The sequence below is a fragment of the Pseudalkalibacillus sp. JSM 102089 genome (assembly GCF_041366475.1).
Classification (GTDB): Bacteria; Bacillota; Bacilli; order Bacillales; family Guptibacillaceae; genus Guptibacillus; species Guptibacillus hwajinpoensis_B.
This window is the reverse complement of sequence record NZ_JBEWYW010000014.1, coordinates 46,720-68,355: the sequence shown is the minus strand read 5'-3', so window position 1 is coordinate 68,355 and position 21,636 is coordinate 46,720. Positions and strand designations below refer to the sequence as shown.

Annotated in this window: 24 protein-coding genes, 12 tRNA genes and 1 rRNA gene; 3 read left to right on the top strand and 34 right to left on the bottom strand. The window is 40.7% G+C overall.

Features of this window, described 5'->3' with window-relative positions:
* The 14 genes from ABVF21_RS20350 to ABVF21_RS20285 form a co-directional block, all read right to left on the bottom strand.
* Positions 1-99: ribosomal RNA gene (locus ABVF21_RS20350) — 16S ribosomal RNA — on the bottom strand; the annotation flags it as partial.
* Positions 100-268: 169 nt separating this feature from the next.
* A tRNA-Ile gene (locus ABVF21_RS20345) sits at positions 269-345 on the bottom strand.
* 8 nt (positions 346-353) lie between these two features.
* A tRNA-Gly gene (locus ABVF21_RS20340) sits at positions 354-427 on the bottom strand.
* Between the two features lie 8 nt (positions 428-435).
* Positions 436-512 (bottom strand) — tRNA-Pro (locus ABVF21_RS20335).
* Between the two features lie 23 nt (positions 513-535).
* Positions 536-612: transfer RNA gene (locus ABVF21_RS20330), tRNA-Arg, on the bottom strand.
* Positions 613-622: 10 nt separating this feature from the next.
* Positions 623-708 (bottom strand) — tRNA-Leu (locus ABVF21_RS20325).
* Between the two features lie 39 nt (positions 709-747).
* Positions 748-832: transfer RNA gene (locus tag ABVF21_RS20320), tRNA-Leu, on the bottom strand.
* Between the two features lie 6 nt (positions 833-838).
* Positions 839-914, bottom strand: a tRNA-Lys gene (locus ABVF21_RS20315).
* 4 nt (positions 915-918) lie between these two features.
* A tRNA-Gln gene (locus tag ABVF21_RS20310) sits at positions 919-993 on the bottom strand.
* A 35-nt stretch (positions 994-1,028) separates the two neighbouring features.
* Positions 1,029-1,104 (bottom strand) — tRNA-Asp (locus ABVF21_RS20305).
* A gap of 53 nt (positions 1,105-1,157) precedes the next feature.
* A tRNA-Glu gene (locus ABVF21_RS20300) sits at positions 1,158-1,232 on the bottom strand.
* A gap of 7 nt (positions 1,233-1,239) precedes the next feature.
* Positions 1,240-1,330: transfer RNA gene (locus ABVF21_RS20295), tRNA-Ser, on the bottom strand.
* 3 nt (positions 1,331-1,333) lie between these two features.
* Positions 1,334-1,408: transfer RNA gene (locus tag ABVF21_RS20290), tRNA-Asn, on the bottom strand.
* 177 nt (positions 1,409-1,585) lie between these two features.
* Positions 1,586-2,038 (bottom strand): SprT family protein, encoded by a 453-nt coding sequence (locus tag ABVF21_RS20285; protein ID WP_303535805.1) that lies wholly within the window; start codon positions 2,036-2,038, stop codon positions 1,586-1,588.
* A gap of 101 nt (positions 2,039-2,139) precedes the next feature.
* Here ABVF21_RS20285 and cmpA point away from each other — a divergent pair, with 101 nt between their 5' ends.
* Positions 2,140-2,253, top strand: a complete 114-nt coding sequence (gene cmpA, locus ABVF21_RS20280) for a cortex morphogenetic protein CmpA (RefSeq protein WP_303535803.1) — start codon at positions 2,140-2,142, stop codon at positions 2,251-2,253.
* A 9-nt stretch (positions 2,254-2,262) separates the two neighbouring features.
* On the opposite strand, the gene ABVF21_RS20275 is transcribed toward cmpA, so the two are convergent.
* The 15 genes from ABVF21_RS20275 to acpS form a co-directional block, all read right to left on the bottom strand.
* Positions 2,263-4,431: a Tex family protein gene (locus tag ABVF21_RS20275; protein ID WP_371018856.1), complete on the bottom strand. Its 2,169-nt coding sequence runs from the start codon at positions 4,429-4,431 to the stop codon at positions 2,263-2,265.
* Between the two features lie 178 nt (positions 4,432-4,609).
* Complete coding sequence (locus tag ABVF21_RS20270) at positions 4,610-5,212, bottom strand: PP2C family serine/threonine-protein phosphatase (protein WP_303535800.1); 603 nt, start codon at positions 5,210-5,212, stop codon at positions 4,610-4,612.
* Positions 5,213-5,214: 2 nt separating this feature from the next.
* Positions 5,215-6,006, bottom strand: a complete 792-nt coding sequence (gene sigB, locus ABVF21_RS20265; RefSeq protein ID WP_194222493.1) for an RNA polymerase sigma factor SigB — start codon at positions 6,004-6,006, stop codon at positions 5,215-5,217.
* A complete protein-coding gene (gene rsbW, locus ABVF21_RS20260; protein WP_048313049.1) occupies positions 5,975-6,430 on the bottom strand; it encodes an anti-sigma B factor RsbW in 456 nt (151 codons plus the stop codon). Before rsbW ends, sigB begins: the two co-directional genes overlap by 32 nt.
* Before the next feature lie 23 nt (positions 6,431-6,453).
* Complete coding sequence (locus ABVF21_RS20255) at positions 6,454-6,783, bottom strand: STAS domain-containing protein (RefSeq protein ID WP_371018855.1); 330 nt, start codon at positions 6,781-6,783, stop codon at positions 6,454-6,456.
* A 74-nt stretch (positions 6,784-6,857) separates the two neighbouring features.
* Positions 6,858-7,868, bottom strand: coding sequence for a PP2C family protein-serine/threonine phosphatase (locus ABVF21_RS20250; protein ID WP_303535794.1), 1,011 nt, complete (start codon positions 7,866-7,868; stop codon positions 6,858-6,860).
* Positions 7,869-7,883: 15 nt separating this feature from the next.
* The gene (locus ABVF21_RS20245) at positions 7,884-8,285 is read right to left on the bottom strand and encodes an anti-sigma regulatory factor (RefSeq protein ID WP_194222496.1); all 402 of its coding nucleotides are present in this window, start codon (positions 8,283-8,285) and stop codon (positions 7,884-7,886) included.
* Positions 8,286-8,288: 3 nt separating this feature from the next.
* On the bottom strand, positions 8,289-8,645 hold the full coding sequence (locus tag ABVF21_RS20240; RefSeq protein ID WP_194222497.1) for an STAS domain-containing protein: 357 nt from the start codon (positions 8,643-8,645) through the stop codon (positions 8,289-8,291).
* 12 nt (positions 8,646-8,657) lie between these two features.
* On the bottom strand, positions 8,658-9,479 hold the full coding sequence (locus tag ABVF21_RS20235) for an STAS domain-containing protein (RefSeq protein WP_303535791.1): 822 nt from the start codon (positions 9,477-9,479) through the stop codon (positions 8,658-8,660).
* Positions 9,480-9,756: 277 nt separating this feature from the next.
* On the bottom strand, positions 9,757-10,107 hold the full coding sequence (gene ndoA / locus ABVF21_RS20230; RefSeq protein WP_048312992.1) for a type II toxin-antitoxin system endoribonuclease NdoA: 351 nt from the start codon (positions 10,105-10,107) through the stop codon (positions 9,757-9,759).
* A 4-nt stretch (positions 10,108-10,111) separates the two neighbouring features.
* A complete protein-coding gene (locus ABVF21_RS20225; RefSeq protein WP_048312993.1) occupies positions 10,112-10,396 on the bottom strand; it encodes a CopG family ribbon-helix-helix protein in 285 nt (94 codons plus the stop codon).
* A gap of 128 nt (positions 10,397-10,524) precedes the next feature.
* Positions 10,525-11,691, bottom strand: coding sequence for an alanine racemase (gene alr / locus ABVF21_RS20220; protein ID WP_371018854.1), 1,167 nt, complete (start codon positions 11,689-11,691; stop codon positions 10,525-10,527).
* A gap of 291 nt (positions 11,692-11,982) precedes the next feature.
* Positions 11,983-12,987, bottom strand: a complete 1,005-nt coding sequence (locus ABVF21_RS20215; protein WP_371018853.1) for a LolA family protein — start codon at positions 12,985-12,987, stop codon at positions 11,983-11,985.
* A 60-nt stretch (positions 12,988-13,047) separates the two neighbouring features.
* Complete coding sequence (locus ABVF21_RS20210) at positions 13,048-14,580, bottom strand: NAD(P)H-hydrate dehydratase (protein ID WP_303535779.1); 1,533 nt, start codon at positions 14,578-14,580, stop codon at positions 13,048-13,050.
* 57 nt (positions 14,581-14,637) lie between these two features.
* Entirely contained in the window at positions 14,638-14,997 is a 360-nt protein-coding gene (gene acpS, locus ABVF21_RS20205) for a holo-ACP synthase (RefSeq protein WP_303535775.1), read from the bottom strand.
* A gap of 175 nt (positions 14,998-15,172) precedes the next feature.
* On the opposite strand from acpS, the gene ABVF21_RS20200 reads away from it, so the two are divergent.
* The gene (locus tag ABVF21_RS20200; RefSeq protein ID WP_303535773.1) at positions 15,173-15,934 is read left to right on the top strand and encodes a rhomboid family intramembrane serine protease; all 762 of its coding nucleotides are present in this window, start codon (positions 15,173-15,175) and stop codon (positions 15,932-15,934) included.
* Positions 15,935-15,981: 47 nt separating this feature from the next.
* On the opposite strand, the gene ABVF21_RS20195 is transcribed toward ABVF21_RS20200, so the two are convergent.
* From ABVF21_RS20195 to ABVF21_RS20175, 5 genes are all read right to left on the bottom strand, one after another.
* The gene (locus ABVF21_RS20195) at positions 15,982-16,752 is read right to left on the bottom strand and encodes an STAS domain-containing protein (RefSeq protein ID WP_303535770.1); all 771 of its coding nucleotides are present in this window, start codon (positions 16,750-16,752) and stop codon (positions 15,982-15,984) included.
* Positions 16,742-17,395 carry a cobalamin B12-binding domain-containing protein gene (locus tag ABVF21_RS20190; protein WP_371018852.1) on the bottom strand — a complete coding sequence of 218 codons (654 nt, stop codon included), beginning with the start codon at positions 17,393-17,395 and terminating at the stop codon, positions 16,742-16,744. Before ABVF21_RS20190 ends, ABVF21_RS20195 begins: the two co-directional genes overlap by 11 nt.
* A gap of 82 nt (positions 17,396-17,477) precedes the next feature.
* Positions 17,478-18,920, bottom strand: a complete 1,443-nt coding sequence (locus tag ABVF21_RS20185) for a PH domain-containing protein (RefSeq protein ID WP_371018851.1) — start codon at positions 18,918-18,920, stop codon at positions 17,478-17,480.
* Positions 18,913-19,395, bottom strand: coding sequence for a PH domain-containing protein (locus ABVF21_RS20180; RefSeq protein ID WP_303535758.1), 483 nt, complete (start codon positions 19,393-19,395; stop codon positions 18,913-18,915). The genes ABVF21_RS20185 and ABVF21_RS20180 overlap by 8 nt, the downstream gene beginning before the upstream one ends.
* A 317-nt stretch (positions 19,396-19,712) precedes the next feature.
* Positions 19,713-20,612 (bottom strand): hypothetical protein, encoded by a 900-nt coding sequence (locus ABVF21_RS20175; protein WP_303535756.1) that lies wholly within the window; start codon positions 20,610-20,612, stop codon positions 19,713-19,715.
* A 356-nt stretch (positions 20,613-20,968) separates the two neighbouring features.
* On the opposite strand from ABVF21_RS20175, the gene ABVF21_RS20170 reads away from it, so the two are divergent.
* Positions 20,969-21,607, top strand: coding sequence for an O-methyltransferase (locus ABVF21_RS20170; protein ID WP_303535754.1), 639 nt, complete (start codon positions 20,969-20,971; stop codon positions 21,605-21,607).
* The last annotated feature ends 29 nt before the right edge of the window (positions 21,608-21,636 follow it).

Genomic DNA, 21,636 nt, shown 5'->3' with positions numbered 1-21,636 from the left:
GCTAAGATCAGGGAGCAAGCTCCCATCTCTTCGCTCGACTTGCATGTATTAGGCACGCCGCCAGCGTTCGTCCTGAGCCAGGATCAAACTCTCCGATAGAAAGCTTAATCTAGCTTTAAAACAATGTATTGTTTCCGTAGAAACAACTACTTACATGGCGTTTCGTTCAGTTTTCAAAGATCAATTTATTTCTTTCGTTGTCGTTTTCAGCGACCAAACCATCATACCATGATGACTTGAACAGTGTCAACAACTTTTTTTCAAAAGATGGTGGGCCTGAGTGGACTCGAACCACCGACCTCACGCTTATCAGGCGTGCGCTCTAACCAGCTGAGCTACAGGCCCATCTTTAATGGAGCGGGTGATGGGGATCGAACCCACGACATCAGCTTGGAAGGCTGAGGTTTTACCACTAAACTACACCCGCGATATTGATGGTCGGGAAGACAGGATTTGAACCTGCGACCCCTTGGTCCCAAACCAAGTGCTCTACCAAGCTGAGCTACTTCCCGACATTTTATTAAGTAAATAAATATGGTGCGCCCGAGAGAAGTCGAATCCCTAACCTTCTGATCCGTAGTCAGACGCTCTATCCAATTGAGCTACGGGCGCATATTATATTTGGTGCGGTTGAGAGGACTCGAACCTCCACGGGGTTTCCCCCACTAGCCCCTCAAGCTAGCGCGTCTGCCATTCCGCCACAACCGCACATCGTTACTTGATGAAAACTTAGCATTTTAAAAGAATTGGTGCGGGTGAAGGGACTTGAACCCCCACGTCGTAAGACACTAGATCCTAAGTCTAGCGCGTCTGCCAATTCCGCCACACCCGCAAAAAGTGGTGAGCCATGAAGGACTCGAACCTTCGACCCTCTGATTAAAAGTCAGATGCTCTACCAACTGAGCTAATGGCTCAACATGGCTGGGCTAGCTGGATTCGAACCAGCGCATGACGGAATCAAAATCCGTTGCCTTACCGCTTGGCTATAGCCCAACAATTTATATAATCAGATTCATTTTAGAAAATAATGGCGGTCTCGACGGGAATCGAACCCGCGATCTCCTGCGTGACAGGCAGGCATGTTAACCGCTACACCACGAGACCTCTATAACTGATTACATATCATGTTGTTGAAACATTTTATTTTAAAAATTTGTTGGTGACCCGTACGGGATTCGAACCCGTGTTACCGCCGTGAAAGGGCGGTGTCTTAACCGCTTGACCAACGGGCCATAAAAATGGCGGAGAAGGAGGGATTTGAACCCTCGCGCCGCTCACGCGACCTACACCCTTAGCAGGGGCGCCCCTTCAGCCACTTGGGTACTTCTCCGTTTGGCTCCACAGGTAGGATTCGAACCTACGACCGATCGGTTAACAGCCGATAGCTCTACCACTGAGCTACTGTGGAATAGTGTTTAATTTGTCGTCTCCGTTATCGGCGACATTTAATATAATAACTCATCCAGCAATCAAAGTCAACAGCTTTTTTGAAATTTCTTAAAGCATTATGTATTCGATTTGGACTTGCTCTCCGAAGAGACTTTATTAATTTACCACATACAATCTAGGTCGTCAATGATAACTTTCAATAAACTTGTTTTAACTTTCCTCTACACTTTCCGCACACATATCGTAAGGTGTCCATCCTTCTCTTCCTTCTATACTTAGCATGGCATTGTTGACACTCGTAAAGGTGCTTATATGATTCTACCCTTCTTTGCCCAGGTACTACCTGGCAGTAGCGTGACCCCCCCACTTTTTGAAGAAGTTGATTGAAATCCTGGTCCTGATGTTTATAACCTTTCTTCTGAATGTGTAGGTGATAATGACATAGTTCATGCTTTATAATCCCTTCAAGTTCTGTTATACCAAATTGATCATAGTGCTTTTTATTGAATTCAAGATTATGTGACCTTAACAAATAACGTCCGCCAGTAGTTCTTAAACGAGCATTAAATGTAGCTTGATGAAGAAAAGGTCTACCAAAATACCCCTCGGATATTGCTTCTACTAAACGCTGCAGTTCTTTCTCAGTCAACTCATTCATCCTTTCACTTTCCGAACATATACAAGCCGCTTTTCATAAACTAATTTACATCATCATTCACGCAGTGTCATCCATTAAAGGAGGAGATGGAGTTGCCTGTATGGTTTAAGAAACAACTGAAACAAGCTTACCTTGAGAAAGATCGCCGACAAATCAAACTTCTTAATCAATGTTGGTTTTTTTACAGAAGAAAACACCGCCCCTAAGGGCAGTGCTTATGATGGCTTTAGCATAGTAAGAGCGATTCTTTCCCTTTTCAAATCGACTTCATCAACCCATACAGTAACAACTTGCCCCACATGGACAACTTCCATAGGGTTTTTCACAAAGCGAGTCGTTAATTTCGAGATATGAACAAGCCCATCTTGTTTAACCCCTATATCAATAAAAGCACCAAAGTCTACTACGTTTCGTACTGTTCCTTCTAACTCCATACCCTGTTCAAGATCTTCCATTTTCAACACATCCGTTTTTAAAATAGGCTGCGAGAGTTCATCTCGGGGGTCACGCCCCGGCTTCTGCAGAGACGCCACAATATCTTGTAACGTGGGTTCCCCTATATTTAAAGCCTCCGCAGTTTCCTTCATCGGAATTGCAGACAATGATTGCACTAGTTGTTCAGTCCCAATATCCTGCGGCTTACAATCAATACGTTCTAAAAGTGCTTTTGTTACCTGATAACTTTCAGGGTGGATCTCTGTTTGATCAAGAGGTTGCTTCCCACCCATTATTCGAAGAAATCCAATACACTGCTCATATGTTTTAGCACCAAGCCTTGGCACTTTCTTTAACTGCACCCTACTTGTAAACTTTCCTTCTTCATCTCGTTTTTTAACGATATTCATCGCAACTGCTCGAGAAAGACCTGCTACATATTGAAGGAGAGAGACAGAAGCTGTATTCACATTAACGCCAACCTGGTTAACAGCGGTTTCCACGACAAAGGTTAATTGATCATTCAGCTTTTTCTGAGACACATCATGCTGATATTGTCCTACTCCTACTGATTTAGGATCAATTTTAACTAGCTCAGCAAGTGGGTCTTGAACTCTACGCGCAATGGAGACCGCCGAACGTTCCTCCACTTGAAGATCGGGAAACTCTTCTCTTGCAAGGTCTGATGCAGAGTAAACACTCGCTCCTGCTTCATTAACTATTAAATAGACCACTTTTACTTTCACTTCTTTTATCACATCTGCAATAAACTGTTCGGTTTCACGTGATGCCGTCCCGTTCCCTATAGCAATCATCTCGATATCGTAGTCTTTTATCATTTGTATCACTATAGCTTTCGCTTTCTCAACTTCTGAACGTGGCGGTGTTGGATAGATAACAGATACATTAAGCATTTTACCGGTATCATCAACAACAGCTAGTTTACACCCAGTTCGAAAGGCAGGATCTACCCCAAGGACTCTCTTTCCTTTTAAAGGGGGTTGTAGTAAAAGATGTTTTAGGTTTTCTGAGAAAATATGAATGGCTTGGTCCTCTGCTCGCTCAGTTAATTCTTTACGTATTTCTCTTTCTACAGAAGGTTGAATAAGACGTTTGTAACTGTCAATAATGGCTTCCTCTAATAGAGTGACGCAACTTTGCTGCTGATTTTTTATTATTTTCCTATTTAAATAATCATGGATTGAATCAGTAGGCGGGGTGACTGATGTACGTAAAACTTTTTCCTTCTCACCTCTATTAATCGCTAGAACCCGATGTGGAACGATTTTTGAAATACCTTCCTGGTAGGAATAGTACATTTCAAATATCTTTTTAGGATCATCTTCTTCAGATTTCACAGCGGTTTGAAGAATACCATGTTGAAACGTTTTTGCACGAATCCACTTCCGTGCGTCCGCATCATCTGATATCCATTCAGCAATAATATCCCGCGCTCCTTGGATGGCCTCTTCCACTGTAGGAACTTCGTTTTCTTCTGATATGTATTCTACAGCCGCGTTGGAGGCTTCTCCAGTTCCATCATTTAGAATCCAAAGAGCAAGAGGCTCCAATCCCTTCTCTTTTGCGATTGTAGCCTTCGTTCGTTTCTTTTGTTTATAAGGTCGATATAGATCTTCTACTTCTTGAAGCTTAGTAGCCTTCTCTAGTTGCTTCTTTAATTCATCTGTTAGTTTGTCTTGCTCCTGTATGAGACGAATAACCTCTTCTTTTCGATTGGCGAGGTTTTGAAGATAAAGCCAAGCTTCCTGAATATCCCTCAATTGAACTTCATCAAGCCCACCTGTTAACTCCTTACGGTAACGCGCAATAAACGGAACCGTGTTGCCATCATTTAAAAGTGTAATTACTTCTCGTACACTTCGTTCAGCAAGCTGCAATTTCTGCGCTACCTTATGAAAATGTTCCGCTTGCTTTTGATCTGCTGTCATTTCCAAAATAATTCCTCCTCGGGAGTCATTCGATAATATTATTAGTTTACCGGATAAGTTGATTAGTTAAAAGCTCGCAAGCAAAATCACAAAAATACTACAGACGATTTCTTCTATTAAGTAGAAGAAACTTAAATCAAAATAAAAAAGCTCTCCCTGATTTATCTGGAAGAACTTTTTATACCGTTTTCCCTACAAGTAGAGTAATGTCATCATTTGTAGATGGAAGCGCGTCTGTTAAATGCTGAAAGGATTCCTTTACTGAATCAAATCGAGCAATCATTGAGTAGTTTTTAGAACTAATTTGAACACCGTCAGAATAAGTAACGAAAGAGGACCCTGAAGGATAATCAATTGATTGCACCTTCACCTTCTGAAGCTTTCCTGAAAGATACCCTGAATAAGAGATAGGACGAACAATCTTACCATCCGGTTGGTAAATTATTAAATTAATATTTCCTATACCACTATATTCGAGCTGTCTTGTCTTAAGATCAAGTTTAAAAATAGAAAGAACGCACCCGCGTTTCCCTCTCATCTCTTCATTTGCACGTTTCATCAGAGCTTCTACATCTTCATCCTGATATTCTTTTACTACATTGATAGCTGCTAGGGAAGAATCTTTAGCCATATCTCCACTGCCAAGCCCATCCGCTACAGCGCAAATGAAATAATCAGATGTTTCAGCTACATAATAGCTATCCCCGCACATCTGATTACCTGCCTTTGGTTTCTGATAAGCCGCAACAGTAAGCTTTTTAAAATCATGATGGTGAATCATGATTAAAAAGCCTCCGTTGGTTCAATGCGAATAGCCTGTCTTAATTTTTCGAGAGCTCTTCTCTGCAAGCGGGAAACATGCATTTGTGAAATACCAAGCTTCTCTCCAGTTTCTTTCTGGCTCATATTTTCAAAATACGTACAATTCAAGATTTCTTGTTCTCGCTCAGTGAGTACTGCAAAAGCCTTTTTAAGAAGCATTTGCTGATCAACAAGATCAAACCCTTGCTCTTGATCCCCAACTAGGTCAAGTAAGGTAACTGTACTTCCTTCTTGATCTGCTTCAATTGAACTATCAACCGAAAGAGCTTGATAACTTTTGCCCATTTCCATCGTCTCAAGAACTTCTTCCTCAGATACATTTAGGTACTCTGCAAGTTCATCGACCTTTGGAGAACGCTGAAGTTCATTAGTTAATTCTTCAACCGCTTTTTTAATACGGGGGCCAAGCTCTTTGATTCTTCTCGGAACGTGAACACTCCATGTTTTGTCCCGAATAAATCTTTTGATTTCACCGACAATCGTTGGAACTGCAAATGATTCAAAGCTTCTACCAAATTCAGGGTCGTAACGACGAAGAGCTGCAAGCAACCCAATCATCCCAACCTGTGAAAGGTCGTCATGAATGCTTTTCCCTTTCGAGAACTTACGGGCGAGTGACTGGACTAGATCCTGATACCGCTCAACAAGCTTTAGTTGAACAACTTCATCAGTCGGATCGTTTTGATATTGTTCAATCCACTCATATACCTCATTGTTGTTATTATTGCGGGGATGATGAGATTGTGTCGGCATCTACTTCCACCCCATCTCTATGGAGGAACTTTGTCATCATGACTACTACTCCGTCCTCTCCACTGATTTCCACTTTGTCCATCAGTGATTCAATCAGAAAGAGCCCTAATCCTCCCTCACTGAGTTGTTCTACAGACTTGTCACTATCAACTGGTCCAAGCTTTTCGGAAACTTTTGTATAGTCAAAACTTTGACCGCGATCGAGCACCATCATCTCAAGACGGTCTTCATAAATGCCAAATCCAATTGTGATTTGACCCTTTTCATCTTCTTTATAAGCATGGTTCACTGCATTTGTACAAGCTTCTGAAAGAGCAATTTTGATATCCTCAATCTCATCATAAGAATACCCCATGCGATTTGCAATTCCTGAAACCGTTAATCTCGTAACGCCAACAAATTCTGCTTGTGCTGGGATTTTCATTTCAACGAAATCTGAAATATTGATCACTTCGATCCCCCCTTTACGTCTTCGATATCGATCACTTCGTCTAATCCAGTGATTTCAAAAAGACGTTGTACACGTGAAGTCATTCCAGTCAACTTAAGAGAGCTACCGTGCTCTTTAGATGACTTCAGTGCACCTACGAAGACACCAAGACCAGTACTGTCCATATAGTTTACCTCACCAAGATGAACAAGTGTCTCATGTCCTTCTTTTCCAGTTAACGGAAGCAAAGCTTCACGGAGCTGAGGTGCTGTATAAGCATCTATCTCACCAGCTATATGTAAATGATGTGTATTTTCATGATCTTCTTGTTTGATTTGCAAATTCATAACATTACCCCCTGTAGGTTGCTTCTAATTATTAGTTAAATCCATTATTTCCTTATTCCACTTTTTGAAAGAAGTTAAACCTCACGACGCAAAATAACAAGGGTGAAATCATCTCTGAGTTCAAACTCCTGTAAGCGCTCAAGCTCTCGATAAACCTCATCGACAATTTCTTGAGCAGAGAGGTGGATGTATTTACGAATTAACGCAACTATTTCATCACGTTCGATAAAACCATTAGTAGAGCGGCATTCAGTTACACCATCTGAAAGCATGATAACCATATCATTTCCATTAAGGACACGTTGGTATTCTTGATATGACGTTTTCTTTGAGACCCCTAGGACAAGTCCCTTTGTAAATAGCTCCTCGAACTCATCTTTTTCTGCGTCGTAAAAAAAGCCCGGTTCATGACCGGCACCAGCGTAATAAAATGAATGAACCCTAGGATCATATAATCCGTAAAACATTGTAATGAACATATTAGGGTCAACATTTTGCTCGACTACACGATTTAGATTTTCAAGAACGGCACCTGGCTGCATTCGCTGCTCTGGTGCGCTATCCATTGTGTATTTAATCATACTCATACATAAAGCAGCTGGGATTCCCTTACCAATAACATCAGCGATAGCTACACTAACGCAATTGTTCTCATCTTGAACAAAATGATAGTAATCCCCGCTCATTTTCTGGGCGGGTTTACTAATAGCACCAATATCAAGATCCTGAACTTCCGGCTTATCACCCGCAAGCAAGGTTTGCTGCATGTTTGCCGCGATCTCAATTTCGGATTCTAATTGTTGCTGACGACTGCGAAGACTCTGATGCTCTCTGTATGCAAACCCATACCCGATCATCATCTCAAGTAGAAAATCATACGAATTTTTAAGCGGCTCAGGTATATCCGGGAACAGTTCCTCAAGAACGCTCACATGGAGACTGACAGCTTCTTCAGGAGATATTTTTTGTTCGATCATCTTTCGACTAAACTGCTGTCCCTTATATAAGGTTTGCTCAGACTGCTCCTCTAAATAATTCTCTAATATTGCTTTATATTTTTGATATTGAAGATCTCGGTCGTCCATTATTGTCTATCCTCCTTAACGGAGCCATTTAATAGAAGTGATAACAGTTCCTTCATTTTCTTTCGAATCGATCGTAAACTCATCCATTAATCGTTTGACCCCAGGAAGACCAGCTCCAAGACCACCAGAGGTTGTAAAACCATCTTCCATTACTTTTCTAATATCTTTAATTCCTGGGCCAGAGTCAGATGCTTCGATTTTAAGTCCTAACTTCCCCCCATTTTCTACCCGTTCAATGGCTACTTCGCCACTCCCGGCATAGAGGTATATGTTACGAGCGAGTTCAGAAATAGCCGTCGTAATACGAGCTTGATCAACAGTACCGAAGCCTAGCTCTTTTGCAATATTCCTACCAGACTGTCTCGCTTTCACAATATCCCATTCATTTCGTACTTCCACACAGGATTGGATATTCATAACTTATCCCCCCAATTCCTGTTGTAATTTCTCTAACCCCTGTTCTAAATCTAATGCAGTCGGGACATTCTTCATCATGATGCCTAAATCAATTAGCGTAATAGCAACAGCAGGTTGAATTCCTGTCAGCACTACTTTTGCCCCCATTAAATTCGACATGCGCACTACATCACCTAAAACTTTGGCAATAAATGAATCAATCATATCGACAGAAGTTAAATCAATTACAACGCCCTTTGCTCCTGTTTCATGAATCTTCTCGAGCAAATCCTCCTGAAATTGAAGTGCTGTTTTGTCATCGAGATCTATCTGTATAGTAATTAGTAAATACTCATTTAATTTTAATATAGGAATCCGCATAGTCTTACCCCCTTACTCAATCTCAATCATTTGACGTTTTGTCATTTCTAATGCAGTTTTCATGCCTTTAAATAACGTACTTTTCGTTGGGAATTGTCCAAGGTCAATTCCCAGGTTAACGATTGTTTGAGCAATTTCTGGTCTAATCCCTACAAGAATGCACTGAGCACCAACAAGTCTCACTGCTTCTGCTGCTTGTATAATATGATGAGCGACCATCGTATCAACAACTGGAACCCCAGTGATTTCAATAAGAACAACTTGAGACCTGTGTTTAATAACACCAGTTAACAAGTTTTCCATTATAAGTTTCGCTCGCTCAGTATCAATTGTGCCTATAAGTGGCATGACGCTAATATTCTCAAATACCGGAATGAGAGGTGCTGATAATTCTTGAAGAGCAACTTTTTGAATAGATACAGTGTTCTCCCAATTTTTTGCGCTCTCATTAATTAATTGATTAACAATTGGATCGATCCAACGATCGATTTCATCGTACATGCTAAACACTTTATCATTAGATTGATTCGCATCAAGAAGAACACCTAGAATAATTCGACGGAAGTTTTGTAACCCCTGAGTGACATAACTCAGTCTCCACCCAATCTTCATCAACCGCTCTGCAAACTCTGTCATTCGATCTGTTGGTTTATGAACGTTTTGTTCAATATGCGTGTAAATAATTTCGAACAACTCTTTGTTCGTTTCTATATAAGCATTATCTGTTATTGATTGAAGCCGATGTTCATCACGTACTCTCTCCATCTCATCCATCCATCTAGTGTAAATACGTTCTCGGCTTTCGTTCAATAATTGTATAACTAACTTGTCCATCGTGCTCCTCCCTACGATCTTTCTTCATTCATTTATCTTCTCATTGCAAGAAATCACTCGCAATTATTATGCCTTACTAGTCTTAGCGCATCACATCATTTTCATCTTAACACACTTTTCGACATAACTAGAAAATTCCCTGCTATGAGCTACACGAAATGTGGTGAATAAAAGGGGGAGCAGACCAAGAGTTGCAAGGAACCACTCTACCTAAAGACATTTATATGATACAAAAAAACTGCTCATAGGAGCAGCTTCGTTTGGGTATTATACGTTTTCAAAAATCAATGAGTCCAAGGCTGATCTGCAAAGCTTCTTGCACTCTTTGCATCATACCCTCATCAAGGTGAGTGATTTTATCAGTTAGACGCTGTTTATCAATGGTACGAATTTGTTCTAGCAGGATAACCGAATCACGTTCAAACCCGTAACGCTTGGCATCAATTTCCACATGTGTGGGCAGCTTAGCTTTTTGTATTTGCGCAGTAATTGCGGCAACAATGACAGTAGGACTAAAACGATTCCCAATGTCGTTCTGAATAATTAAGACGGGTCTTACCCCACCTTGTTCAGAACCTACAACAGGAGAAAGGTCAGCAAAATACACATCACCTCGTTTGACAATCAAGCCACTACACCCCGCTTACTAAGCGGTCCACGGTGTGCTCTGCTTCCTCCTCAACAAGAAAGGCTTCTGCTGCAAGGTTCAAGTTAATCTTAGCCATCTCCATGTACCCCTGGCGCATGGCGTCACGAATTTGTCGCTTCTTTCGTTCGCGAATATACATTGTCGTGGCCTGTGATATGAACTCGTTACGATCAAGCTGTTCCTGTTGAATAATACCATCCACCTCATTTAAAATATGTTGTGGGAGAGTTACAACAATCGATTTTTTGTTTGCCTCTGACACAAACATACACCTCCGAAGCACTGCTACTCATATTGTATTCCACCATTAATCTTACCATTGCAAACGACGCATTGCAAAACAACTTTCCACAAGACTATTTCATCATATTCTTCCAAAATCCTTCTTTTATTTTACTATTTTTTTAAAATTGTATTCATTACGCCTTTTTTTTCTCCGTTTTCACGAAAAAGTCTCGGAACGCGCGGTCCTATCATACAAGGAATTTCATAGTTAATCGTCTCAAGTCGTTCAGCAATGTCATCTATTGTAATTTCCTCTGAACCTTGTACTCCAATTAGCGTCACATGAGTTCCTATTTCAACTTCAGAAGAAAGACGAACCATGAGTTGATCCATACAGATACGGCCCACAATAGGTGCACGCTCGCCATTTATGAGAACATAAGCATTACTTAGTTTACGTATCCATCCATCAGCATATCCAATAGGAACTGTTCCAATCCATTCCCCTTCAGCTGTGTGATACGTAGACCCATAGCTAATCGGCTCTCCTGTGCTCATTTGCTTCACGTTAACTAGCTGACTATGAAGACTAAATGCAGGTTTAAGCTCAAAAGGTTGAATGGACTTCATCTCTTGAGAAGGAATCAATCCATACATTGAAATACCGATACGAATTAAATTTCCAATTCGATCAGGATAGCGAATCGCTCCTGCACTATTTCCAAGATGAACCCATTTAGGCTCAATACCTTCACTTTGAAAATAATCTTTCATTTTTTTAAAAGTTGCTATTTGAGATTCAATGAAAGCATTATCCGGTTCATCCGCTGTCGCGAAATGAGTGTAGATCCCCTCAACGATAAAAGAAGTGTACTTTCTTAAACTTTCTATAATCGTAGTTGCTTCTGTTTCCTTTTTTATTCCAAGACGCCCCATCCCAGTGTCAACTTTCAAATGGATATTAAGTGATAGTTCCCCTAGTACTCTCGCAGCTTGTTCGATCCAATCTTTTTGGAAAGCAGTAAGGGTAATGTCATGTTCTGCTGCCATTTTCACATACTCAGGAGGCACCCATCCCAATACAAGAATGGGAGCATCAACTCCTTCTTCACGAAGTGCAAGTGCCTCATCAAGAATAGCCACCGCAAGGTATTTAGCCCCGGCGCTTAAAGCCTTCTTAGCTGTCGCAACAGCTCCATGTCCATACCCATTTGCTTTCACAACAGCCATGATGGAAACATCTTTCGGCACATATTGCTCATATGATCTTACATTCTGTTCAATGGCATCCAGATTAACCTCAGCCCAAGTTCCACGATAAAACGCCCGATTGTCCATTCCAACTTCCTCCTAAAACAAATCACTCTGCCCTCTATTTTAGGAGATTTCAAGAAAAGCGCAAGTGTCTCGTTAGTTCCGACAAGCGCTGGAAGCTTTTTTCCTGAACACGCCCTTTGTGTTCTGGGAAAAAGCTGAAGCGACTCGAGGAACTAGACACTGGAGCTAGACAATAAAAGCGCAAGTGTCTCGTTAGTTCCGACAAGCGCTGGAATATTTTAAATATGGTTAGCTGTAGCTATTTCTAAAAAAGGTTCAGCCATGTAATCATAGCTGAACCTCTTTGAAGTGTTATTTAATTTCCGTCATACCATACACTGACCTTGCCACAGATGCCATCTCTTCTTGAGTTAAATCATTTGAAGCCAGGAAGAAATCAACACCATTATGGTTCCAGGTAACTGTCGTATCTGTCATGACACCCATTGTAAAGCCTAAGTCCACCGGTTGACCCTCGCCTACCGAGACGGGGGCACTTGTTTCGAGCACTGCCTCACTTTTCTCTTCTATTAACGTAAAGGACTTTTCACCAGTGAAGCTTAACATAACTTTGTTTGTGCCTACTTCTTTCTCATCTGTAAGACCTGTGCCTTGTGGTTCATACATTGGATACACAACTTCAAACGGTTCATTTGTTGTAGCAATGACAGGTACTTCTAACTGAGCAGCTGTCATATTTCGTTCCATATCAAATGCACCCTTATCGAATGAAGCGTTGAATTTCATATTAGAGAATTCAATATCAACAAGAGGTTTCTGATCTTGATTCATAATTGTAACTTTCTCTGGCGCAAGGTCTTTCTTATTTAATTGGATAGACTGTTTTGATAAGTTCTTGTTCTGATAGTTTGTTTTCGTAGTAAACACATAATCATTTTCTTTTGCTTCAAATTCTGCTCCTGAATCATTTAGTATATCTAGAACAAGCGTGTTATAGAGATAAGCCTGGCTACCGTTCTCAGGCCAATCACTCTGGAATCTAAAACTTTTATTAAGAGCAGGTGTCAGAACAAATACCCCTTCATCGTTACGCAAGATAATTTGACTCTGTTCTTTTGAAGCGTTTTTTAACTCAACACGATAAAAAGAGGGCTTTTGGTACCAGATCTCTACATCATAACGCTGTGGTTCTTCACCTGTTTCAAGCGTCATTTTGGCATTTACTTTATAGCTCTCCATCTCATTCAACTTTTTGTCTAAAGCATCTACAACATCCTGCTGACTTTTCTGTCCGCATCCCGATAGCGCCACAAGCATCAGTACTCCGATAAGAAAAACGACTCCGAACTTTTTCACTCTATCCAACTCCTTTGCCTCATTTAAAACGACAAAGGAGGTTCCTGTCATGTGAAAAACCTATCCGTGATGTTGGTTAAGAAATGAATGCAGAACGGTTGGAATCGTAGCAATAACATCAGTCGCCAGTACGTCAAGAGTAGTGTGAGTTGTTTGAACAAGGGTATCTGCTGCTTGCCCATGTAGAAATACCGCATTGCTTATCCCTTCTTGGATGGACGAACTGTGCATAACGAAAGCAAGTACCATACCAGTCAGGACGTCACCGGTTCCTCCCTTAGCAAGCGCTGGATTACCTGTTGTGTTAACGAACTGACTTCCATCCGGGGAAGTTACAATCGTATTTGGGCCTTTCAATACAAGGTAAACACCGAATTCTTTAGCAAATGAACGAGAGATCTCGAATCGCTTACGCTGAATTTCCTCGATTGGCAAGTCAGTTAACCTTGCCATCTCTCCAGGATGGGGCGTTAGCACAGTCGGTGTTTCCCTTGCCTTCAGACATCCTTTCAATTCTGCCAGGTGGTACAAAGCATCTGCGTCCAGAATGAGGGGGGAAGTTGTTGATAACGCTGCTTCAACGACTGTTTTACACCCCGGTTTTCTCCCAAGACCTGGACCAACAGCAATTCCATCGAAAGAAGAAAGGTCCTCCGGCACTTCTCCAGAGAAAAATCCTTCGCGAGATGACCACCCCTGGAAAATTGTTTCAACGACTGTTCCAGCTACCACAGAAAGAATCTCATCAGGTACTGAAGCCTGAATTAACCCCGCTCCGCTCCTATAGGCAGCTTTCGCTGTCATAACAGGCGCTCCAACCATTCCTTTTGATCCTCCAATCACCAGCCCTTTTCCATGGCTTCCTTTATGAGAGGACGCCGATCGATCAGAAAGCGTGCGATGTACATCTGACTTTTGCCAGAGTTCTCTATTGAATATAGATGAAAAAGCAGCCTGTGGTAGACCAATATCAACTACCTCTAAATCTCCATAAAAATCGGCATCTGGATAAAGGAAGGCTCCTAATTTTGGACACTGAATCGTATAAGTTTTATTCGCACGAACCGGAACGCCTTCGCCCACGTATCCTCCATTCGCATGTAAACCGCTCGGAAGATCAACAGATAAAACCGTTGCAGAAGACCGATTCAATTGCCTAATTACCTCATCGTAGGGAGCACGAATTGCTCCTGATAAGCCAAGTCCTAGAAGACAATCGATAACTACAGAATAGTTTTGAATGTCCCCAGCGAATGCAACTCCATCTTCATACGATCTGTAAGAATACGAGAGGCTACGATAAATATCGAAGTGAGTTCTAGCGTCTCCCCTGACCTTTGAATATGGTGGGATCAACCAGATATCTACATCATATCCATGCTCTTTTAAATATCTTCCCAGAACAAAACCGTCGCCTCCGTTATTCCCTGTGCCAATTAATACAGCCACACGCTCTTCTTTTTGAATTCTGCTCTTCATCGCCTCAAATAGAGCTTTCCCCGCATTTTCCATCAACATCACACCGCTAATCCCGATTTCCTCCATGGCAAAACGGTCTGCTTCATACATTTCTTCTCCGGATACGATTCTCACAACAGGTCCCTCCTGACCGTGGTAAATTATATGAGGCAAGTCTCCACCTTATGCAGACTAGCTTGACGAGCACTCAATAATTACTTGTGCAATAGCATGCTGCTTCGTATGTGAAATGGATATATGTACCTTCTCATCTTGATCGGCTGATTCAATATACGGCGCACCCTCTGGCGATTTCCGCACACAAATGTCTTGCCAGCTAAGTCTACCAATCCCAGTACCCCTCGCTTTTGCATACGCTTCTTTAGCTGCAAAACGTCCAGCCAAAAATTCCACACTTCTATGCCCACTTATTTGCTGATATTCTCTACGTTCACGTTCAGTTAGGATACGCCCAGCAAATGCAGCATTCCTCTGAATAACCTGCTTGATGCGATCAATTTCAATCATATCTATTCCGATTCCTCTAATCATCTCTATACTCCTTCGTACTAATTCGTCACAAGCCTGCATAGTGTTTTCAATAGTGATTATACCTCTAGCTATGCTAAACTAATAAGAAAACGAGTGAGCTTAATTTACCAGCCACTCCTACAACATTCCATTGAACCAAATTGATAATAAATTCTCTGAAAAAGGTGGTCGAATTATGTTTGTGCGAAATGAAGATTTTCGCTCATTTATCCGTTATTATCCTATCATTTCCATACTTATTGGTATACATATCCTCCTCTTTGTTCTCGCAAACCTTTTTGGTATGTATTCGATCTTAAGACTTGGAGTAGGCTACAATCGAGCGATTGAAATTGGTGAATATTGGAGACTTGTCACACCAATATTCCTCCATGGTGGATTTGCCCACGTCTTATTCAATTCCTTTTCACTCTATCTTTTTGGTCCGGCCTTAGAACAGATGTTAGGGAAAACCAAGTTCTTGGTCGGCTACTTCGGAGCTGGAATTATCGCCAATATTGCCACCTTCTATTTGCAAGATAGCAATTTCAGTCACGTAGGTGCTTCTGGTGCAATCTTTGGGCTTTTCGGGATATATTTTTATATGGCTTTCTATCGCAAAGAATTAATTGATCAAGCAAATTCACAATTGATTTTAATGATTCTTGGTATAGGGCTCGTAATGACATTTGTAAGTCCTAATATCAACATTCTTGGTCATCTCTTTGGGTTTATAGGCGGGGCAGCTCTGGCACCTATTCTTTTGATTGGGGCTAAACCATTTATCAATCGCGGCATTATTCGCGTCAGACGAACGGCTGACAGTGGAGAAATACGGTTTAAACCAAACCGTTGGCAACGGAGAAAAATCCGTACAGGGTCTGGGCGCGGCGGAAGAATTCTATGGGGGATTTTCATTTTCCTTGTCGTGATTGGTTTTATAGCAAGATTTGTTTAACGAAGTTCACACAAAAAACCAGTGATTTTAACTAATCACTGGTTTTTTTACGTGAAAGACTGTTTTAAATAATAATCTACAGCATCTTTTAAGCTTCCCGTAACCTCAAAGTTTTGATTTAATTCAAAATCATTCTTCATTAATTGAAGCACATGGTTCGGTTTTAACCCACATAAAACCACGGAAACGCCAATAACTTCGAGCATCGAGCAAAATGATAACAGTGGAAGAACTCCGCTATTTTCAATTTCTCCAATACCACTAAAGTCTAGAATTACACGTTCATACTTTCCATTGTTCAAAATTTGTAAAAGATTTAACTCGTTAACAAGGAAGAGCTCCTTTTCAAGTTCACCAAACAAAGGAATAATCCCCATATTATTAGATATTGGTAAAAAGGGGCTTGATAGCTTTTTTATTTTCATTAATGCAGCTTCAAGCTCCTCCTTTTTATCTAATAAATCAAAGTTTGTATCAGCTAGTCTCTCTCGTTGCTTCTGTAGCATCGTGGACAACTTCTCAATGCGATCATCCTGTCTGACACAAACTATCTGCCCAACCCCACTTGACCATTTTGCAAAAACCTGAAAAAGAGAATAGGGCGACTGCACCGTATTCATGACTAATTCTAATTCAACTTCATCTTGAGAGGGTCTCAACATACGTACCGCTTTATCCCTGCTATCAAAATCAACAAGATCCAAAAAAGACGAATGGATTGAGAAAGCTTTCGCAGCATTTTCCGACTGTGAAAGGATCGTCAATGTCTCATCAATTAAAAAAGCTGGAAGAGGATGATCATTTATATCATAAATCATACTGTACACTATCCTTCCAACTTTCAAGCCATTCACGTACCTGATGCAAATCAGCTACTAGCTTAGTTTGTTCAGAGCAGTAGCTAGACAAATCATACTGTGATGCAAGCCTACCCCCTACTATTATCTCAGGTGAATGTGGCAAACCTTCTAGTTCGGTTACATATCGATTTAAGCGCTCCGCATGGTGTCGAATAGAGACCGAAATCCCTACTACTGATGCTCCCCACTTCTTAGCTTGATCTAAAGTATACTCAAGAGGTAAATTTGCTCCAAAAAGCTTTGTTTGAAATCCGTATTCCTCAAAGAGCAATGAAATCATTTTCACTCCCAAGTAGTGCTGCTCTTGTTCAATACAAAGAAAAAGAGCCTTTGGTCCTTCTGAATTCCGATTCGCCATCTTTCTATAATGCGCATATCGTGATAGAACATAATCACAAGTTGTTGTAGCTAAATGCTCGTCCGCTACAGATATTTTGTTTTCCTCCCATAGTATTCCAATACGATGCATCGCTTGTGTAAGAACTTCAAAGGTTAAATAACTGTTTTCCATCAACTCAGAATGATCCATTATTCTTTCCCATGCTTGATTTTGATCACCTTCAAGAAAGTCATCTGTTAACATTTCAATATTGATCGCCATGTTCACACCCCTTTCTATAAGATGAATGATCGTTCTAAAAGTTTTGCTATTTCATATAACCTGACATTCTGCTACAAGAAATTCACTCTTCATGATCCTTCCTTTTATTTGAACGATAGGAATACCAATACAACAGTTCTTCTGCATGAGAACGACCGAGGTCTTTCACTCTAAACTGTTTTCCAGCAAAACTTGATAAAATCGATACTTTAAAGGTAGCTAATTGTCGACGCTTTTGGAAGAAAGTTGTCTCGATTTCCAGCGATTGAATCTTCTTACGAGAAACATAGACTCTCGTTCTTCCAATTTGCCTAAATTGTAACAGCGCCACGTCATTTTTCACACCAGCAGCCGCATCTCGATAATGAAGATAACCAATTAGAGCAGAGATCGGTAGCAACAATATCGACATAGCGCCATATGGAACAAAGTAACTAATGACACCTATTGGTAGTAGAACGGGGATACAGAATCGAAAAAAATACCTTCTCCTAGCACGAACAGGCAAGGAAGTATACTCTTCATGTATCGCTAATTCAGGTAGAATTTCTGCAAGCACCTCGGTAACTTTCTTACGCTTTATGAGTGGAAATAAAATCGTTGAAAACTGTTCATCTTTTCCACCGCCACCGCCGCTCTCCACATAAAGCACAGAGTAGCCGAACGGTTGGCGAAGAACACCCTCTACAATGCGTATGGCCTGGATACGATGCACAGGAATCGTTAACTGTCTCTTCTCTAAAATCCCTCTATTAATGATTAAATCATTCTCCATTCGAGTGAGAATGAACCCTCCATACTTCAAAACAGTCCCCAAAACAGAAAAGATCCAGGAGACTAATAATAAAAAGGCAACACCAAGTAATACATATGGAAGGGTGGCCTCCATCACTCGCTCTGTTATGCTCTTATAAAATGCATCAGGAAGAAGATCATCCACTTGGGAAGCAAAGGCTGCGACGAAAGAGAGCACTACGCCAATCCCGCCCGATGTGGATGCTGCTATAAGTAACTCTCGCCATGAGAGCTTATATTCGTATGTCTTTGGACTTTCTAGTTCTTCCACTTCTTCATCTAATATTGGTTTTCTTTTATCATAAAGTTCACTTCTTAATAACTCTGCATCTTCACGTCTTAGAGCGGACATAACCACTTCAGGTTCACCACCACCACCAGCGGTTTCAATTTGAACTTTCACAAGACTGAACAAACGTTGGATAAGACCTTCAGAAAAATCAATGGATTGAATTCTCTCACGTGGAATGAATCTTTTCTTTCGAAATATAAACCCTTGATGAATTCGAAGCTCATTGTTTTCGACCTGATATGTATAAAAAAACCAACCAAGAACACCATTTCCGATCGTAAACAGTAGAAGTGCCCCTATTGCTATCACGTGCCACCATTCATAGCCGCTTCCGCCCCCAACAAAAACGAAGAAAATAAGAGGGAGCGCCGCTTCTCTTGCATATCTTAAAAGGGATAATAACATAGCAACTGGATGAAGACGTTTCTTATTAGACATCTTCTTCCGCCACCCTTGCAAGCACGGAGATACGGTCTCTTAGCTCATCTGCTATGTCATTTGATAGAGCTGGAATCTCGTGAGTCGTTGCTGCAGTAGAAATAGTCACAGATGATAGACGATAAGCTCTTAAAAGCGGCCCCTGTCTTGTATCAACGTGTTGAACTCGAACCATTGGAATCAACGTTCGCTTCACTATAATAACGCCATATTTAAGCTCAATTTCATGTTCTGTAACTTCATACCTCCATTTTGACCATCGTAATCTCGGTAAAATCCAGGTTTGTAAAAAGAAAAAGAGCAAAGCGAGTATGCAGCTTATCACCAATATCCATAAAGGAATAGGTACTATCATTAAATGAATAACAAACAGGCCACATAGGAGGGCAATGGCTAGTAAAGAAACTAGTCCACCAGTAATTTGCCAAACTTTCAATCCTTGTGGATCAATTTGTTTTGAAGGTTCCAGTCGCATTCTTTTTCCCCCTTTCTACCTCGTATCCTCTATTTTCTTTAAATTAGTATATCATGTTTATTAAATCTTCTATTCTCATTCTTATCCTCTATAACTAGTCCTAACTGTATTCTTTGTTCCATCTTCATTCACCTTTTCATTTCATCATAATCTCTCAAAACAAAAAACTTGAGCAACATTCAGCTCAAGTTTTTTCTGAAATTATAACTATATTAATTCATTATGTTGATTTCTCGATTTTTGGCTCATTTCGAGAGAAAAGTTCTCATAAAGGGTAAATGCCCAAAAAACTAATAACGTTTATGAGCATGGCAGAATTAAAAATGTTTTGATACATAAGGGCGCTCGGATTCTCTCATACTAATGATTTCCTTTTGTTCATGATCCCATATTGATAGTATTTTTGAGTCAGCGTTGTAGAAAGTTAAATGTTGATCTGAACATTGAACAAGCTCACTACTTGGGATAGGGAATTTTTCTTGATGCCCTGTTTTGGAGCATATATAAACGAGCTGATCACTTTTCCCTGTTCGCCCATTGATGCCATGAACAATTAAGCTCCCGTTCCAGGAGTGAATCGTTCGTGGAGAAAAGTCGAGCTTAAAGGAGTTTTTTATCTCATACGAATCATTTAGAAGAAGAATCTGATCTTGATAAGAAGCGGAGATCGATAGCGCAGCAACATATATACCTTCTTCTGCGATCATCATATTAACTGGAGAATATCCAGCTTCTAGCGGGATCACTTTTTTTCCTTTGTCACTGAATGTTGTTAAAAGAGCTTCATTTCCCTCAACATGGTAGGAAGAAACAATAAGCTGATTTCCTTTTCTTTTTAGATCACAGAAAATGCCATTCACGTGCCACTGGTGTGTGATACGCGGGTCTTCCTTTGAGAACTCATAAATCCATCCATTCCATTCTTCCCCTTCACAAGCAATGCAAATTGACTCAGGGTATTCATAGAAACTTGGCTTCCCGTTTACTTGAAATGTTCTCAATTGAGCAAGGTTGTGAACAAAGACATAAACCTCGACATGGTTAGATGAAAGTTGCTTGGTAAACCAATAATTCTGGTTTGAATCCCTTACAACATTAGAAAAGCCTTCTTCACTTGCAATTGGTAGCTTGGGTACATTGACCCGCTCTGATGTTTTAGTATTGTGATGGGCATTTTCACCGGATTTGAGTGCTTTGTTCCCTTGCTCTAACGGCATTCCAAACTCTCCCTTCATAATCAGCTGCCTTCTTCCGTTTAGGCAAGTAGGAAAAAGGATAGATATTTATAACCGATCCTTGCTGTTAGTACTAGTTTAACAAACAATTCGTCAAGGGGGTATTGGGAAATAACAATAACTTTCGTCGGATTAATAAAGCGAATTGTTTCCTACTTTCCCAAGTATTGTAGAATCGACTAGGACTTTATTCCTCGTTCTCTCCATTTAACAGGAGCACGCTCTCTTTACTACTAGTGTATAAACAGTAGTAGGAGGACGACTTTTACCTTGACACCCTTTCTCTTCTGCATAACAATGATTACGAATCCACTAATTTCAGGAAGGATGAGATTCACTTGGCACGCAACCATGATGAGTATATTCGCAATCTATTCGGAAATGAAGACACAGCACTTCAATCAGTCAATGAAAGCATTCGTAGAAATGGTATGCCCGCAATCTCAATTAAACCTGAAGTAGGACGCTTCCTAGCACTACTCGTCAGTATTGCAAAACCTCGAAACGTAATGGAAATCGGTGCCCTTGGCGGTTATAGTGGCATCATGCTCGCAGGTGCTCTTGAGAAAGAAGGCTCCCTCACATCTCTGGAGTTAGAAGAAACCTACGCCAATGTTGCTAAAGACAACCTCACTAGAGCGGGACTTGGCGATAAAGTGAAATACGTTATAGGACCAGCTCTTCAAAATATGGAATCTCTCCATAGCGCCGGCCAACAATACGATTTCTTCTTTATTGATGCTGATAAAGTGAACTACCCTAACTATTTTAGTATGGCACTAAAATTAGCAACTCCTGGAGCAGTCATCGTAGCTGATAATACCCTTCAAGGTGATAGAGTTTTCGATGAAGATATCCATAGTGAGAATGTGGAAGCTATGCGATCATTTAATAAACAAATAGCGACTGATGATAGAGTGGAGTCCATTCTATTACCTTTGTGCGATGGCTTAACGATTTGTAGAGTAAAACCTTAACTAGAAGAAATAAACAAGAAAGAAGGGAG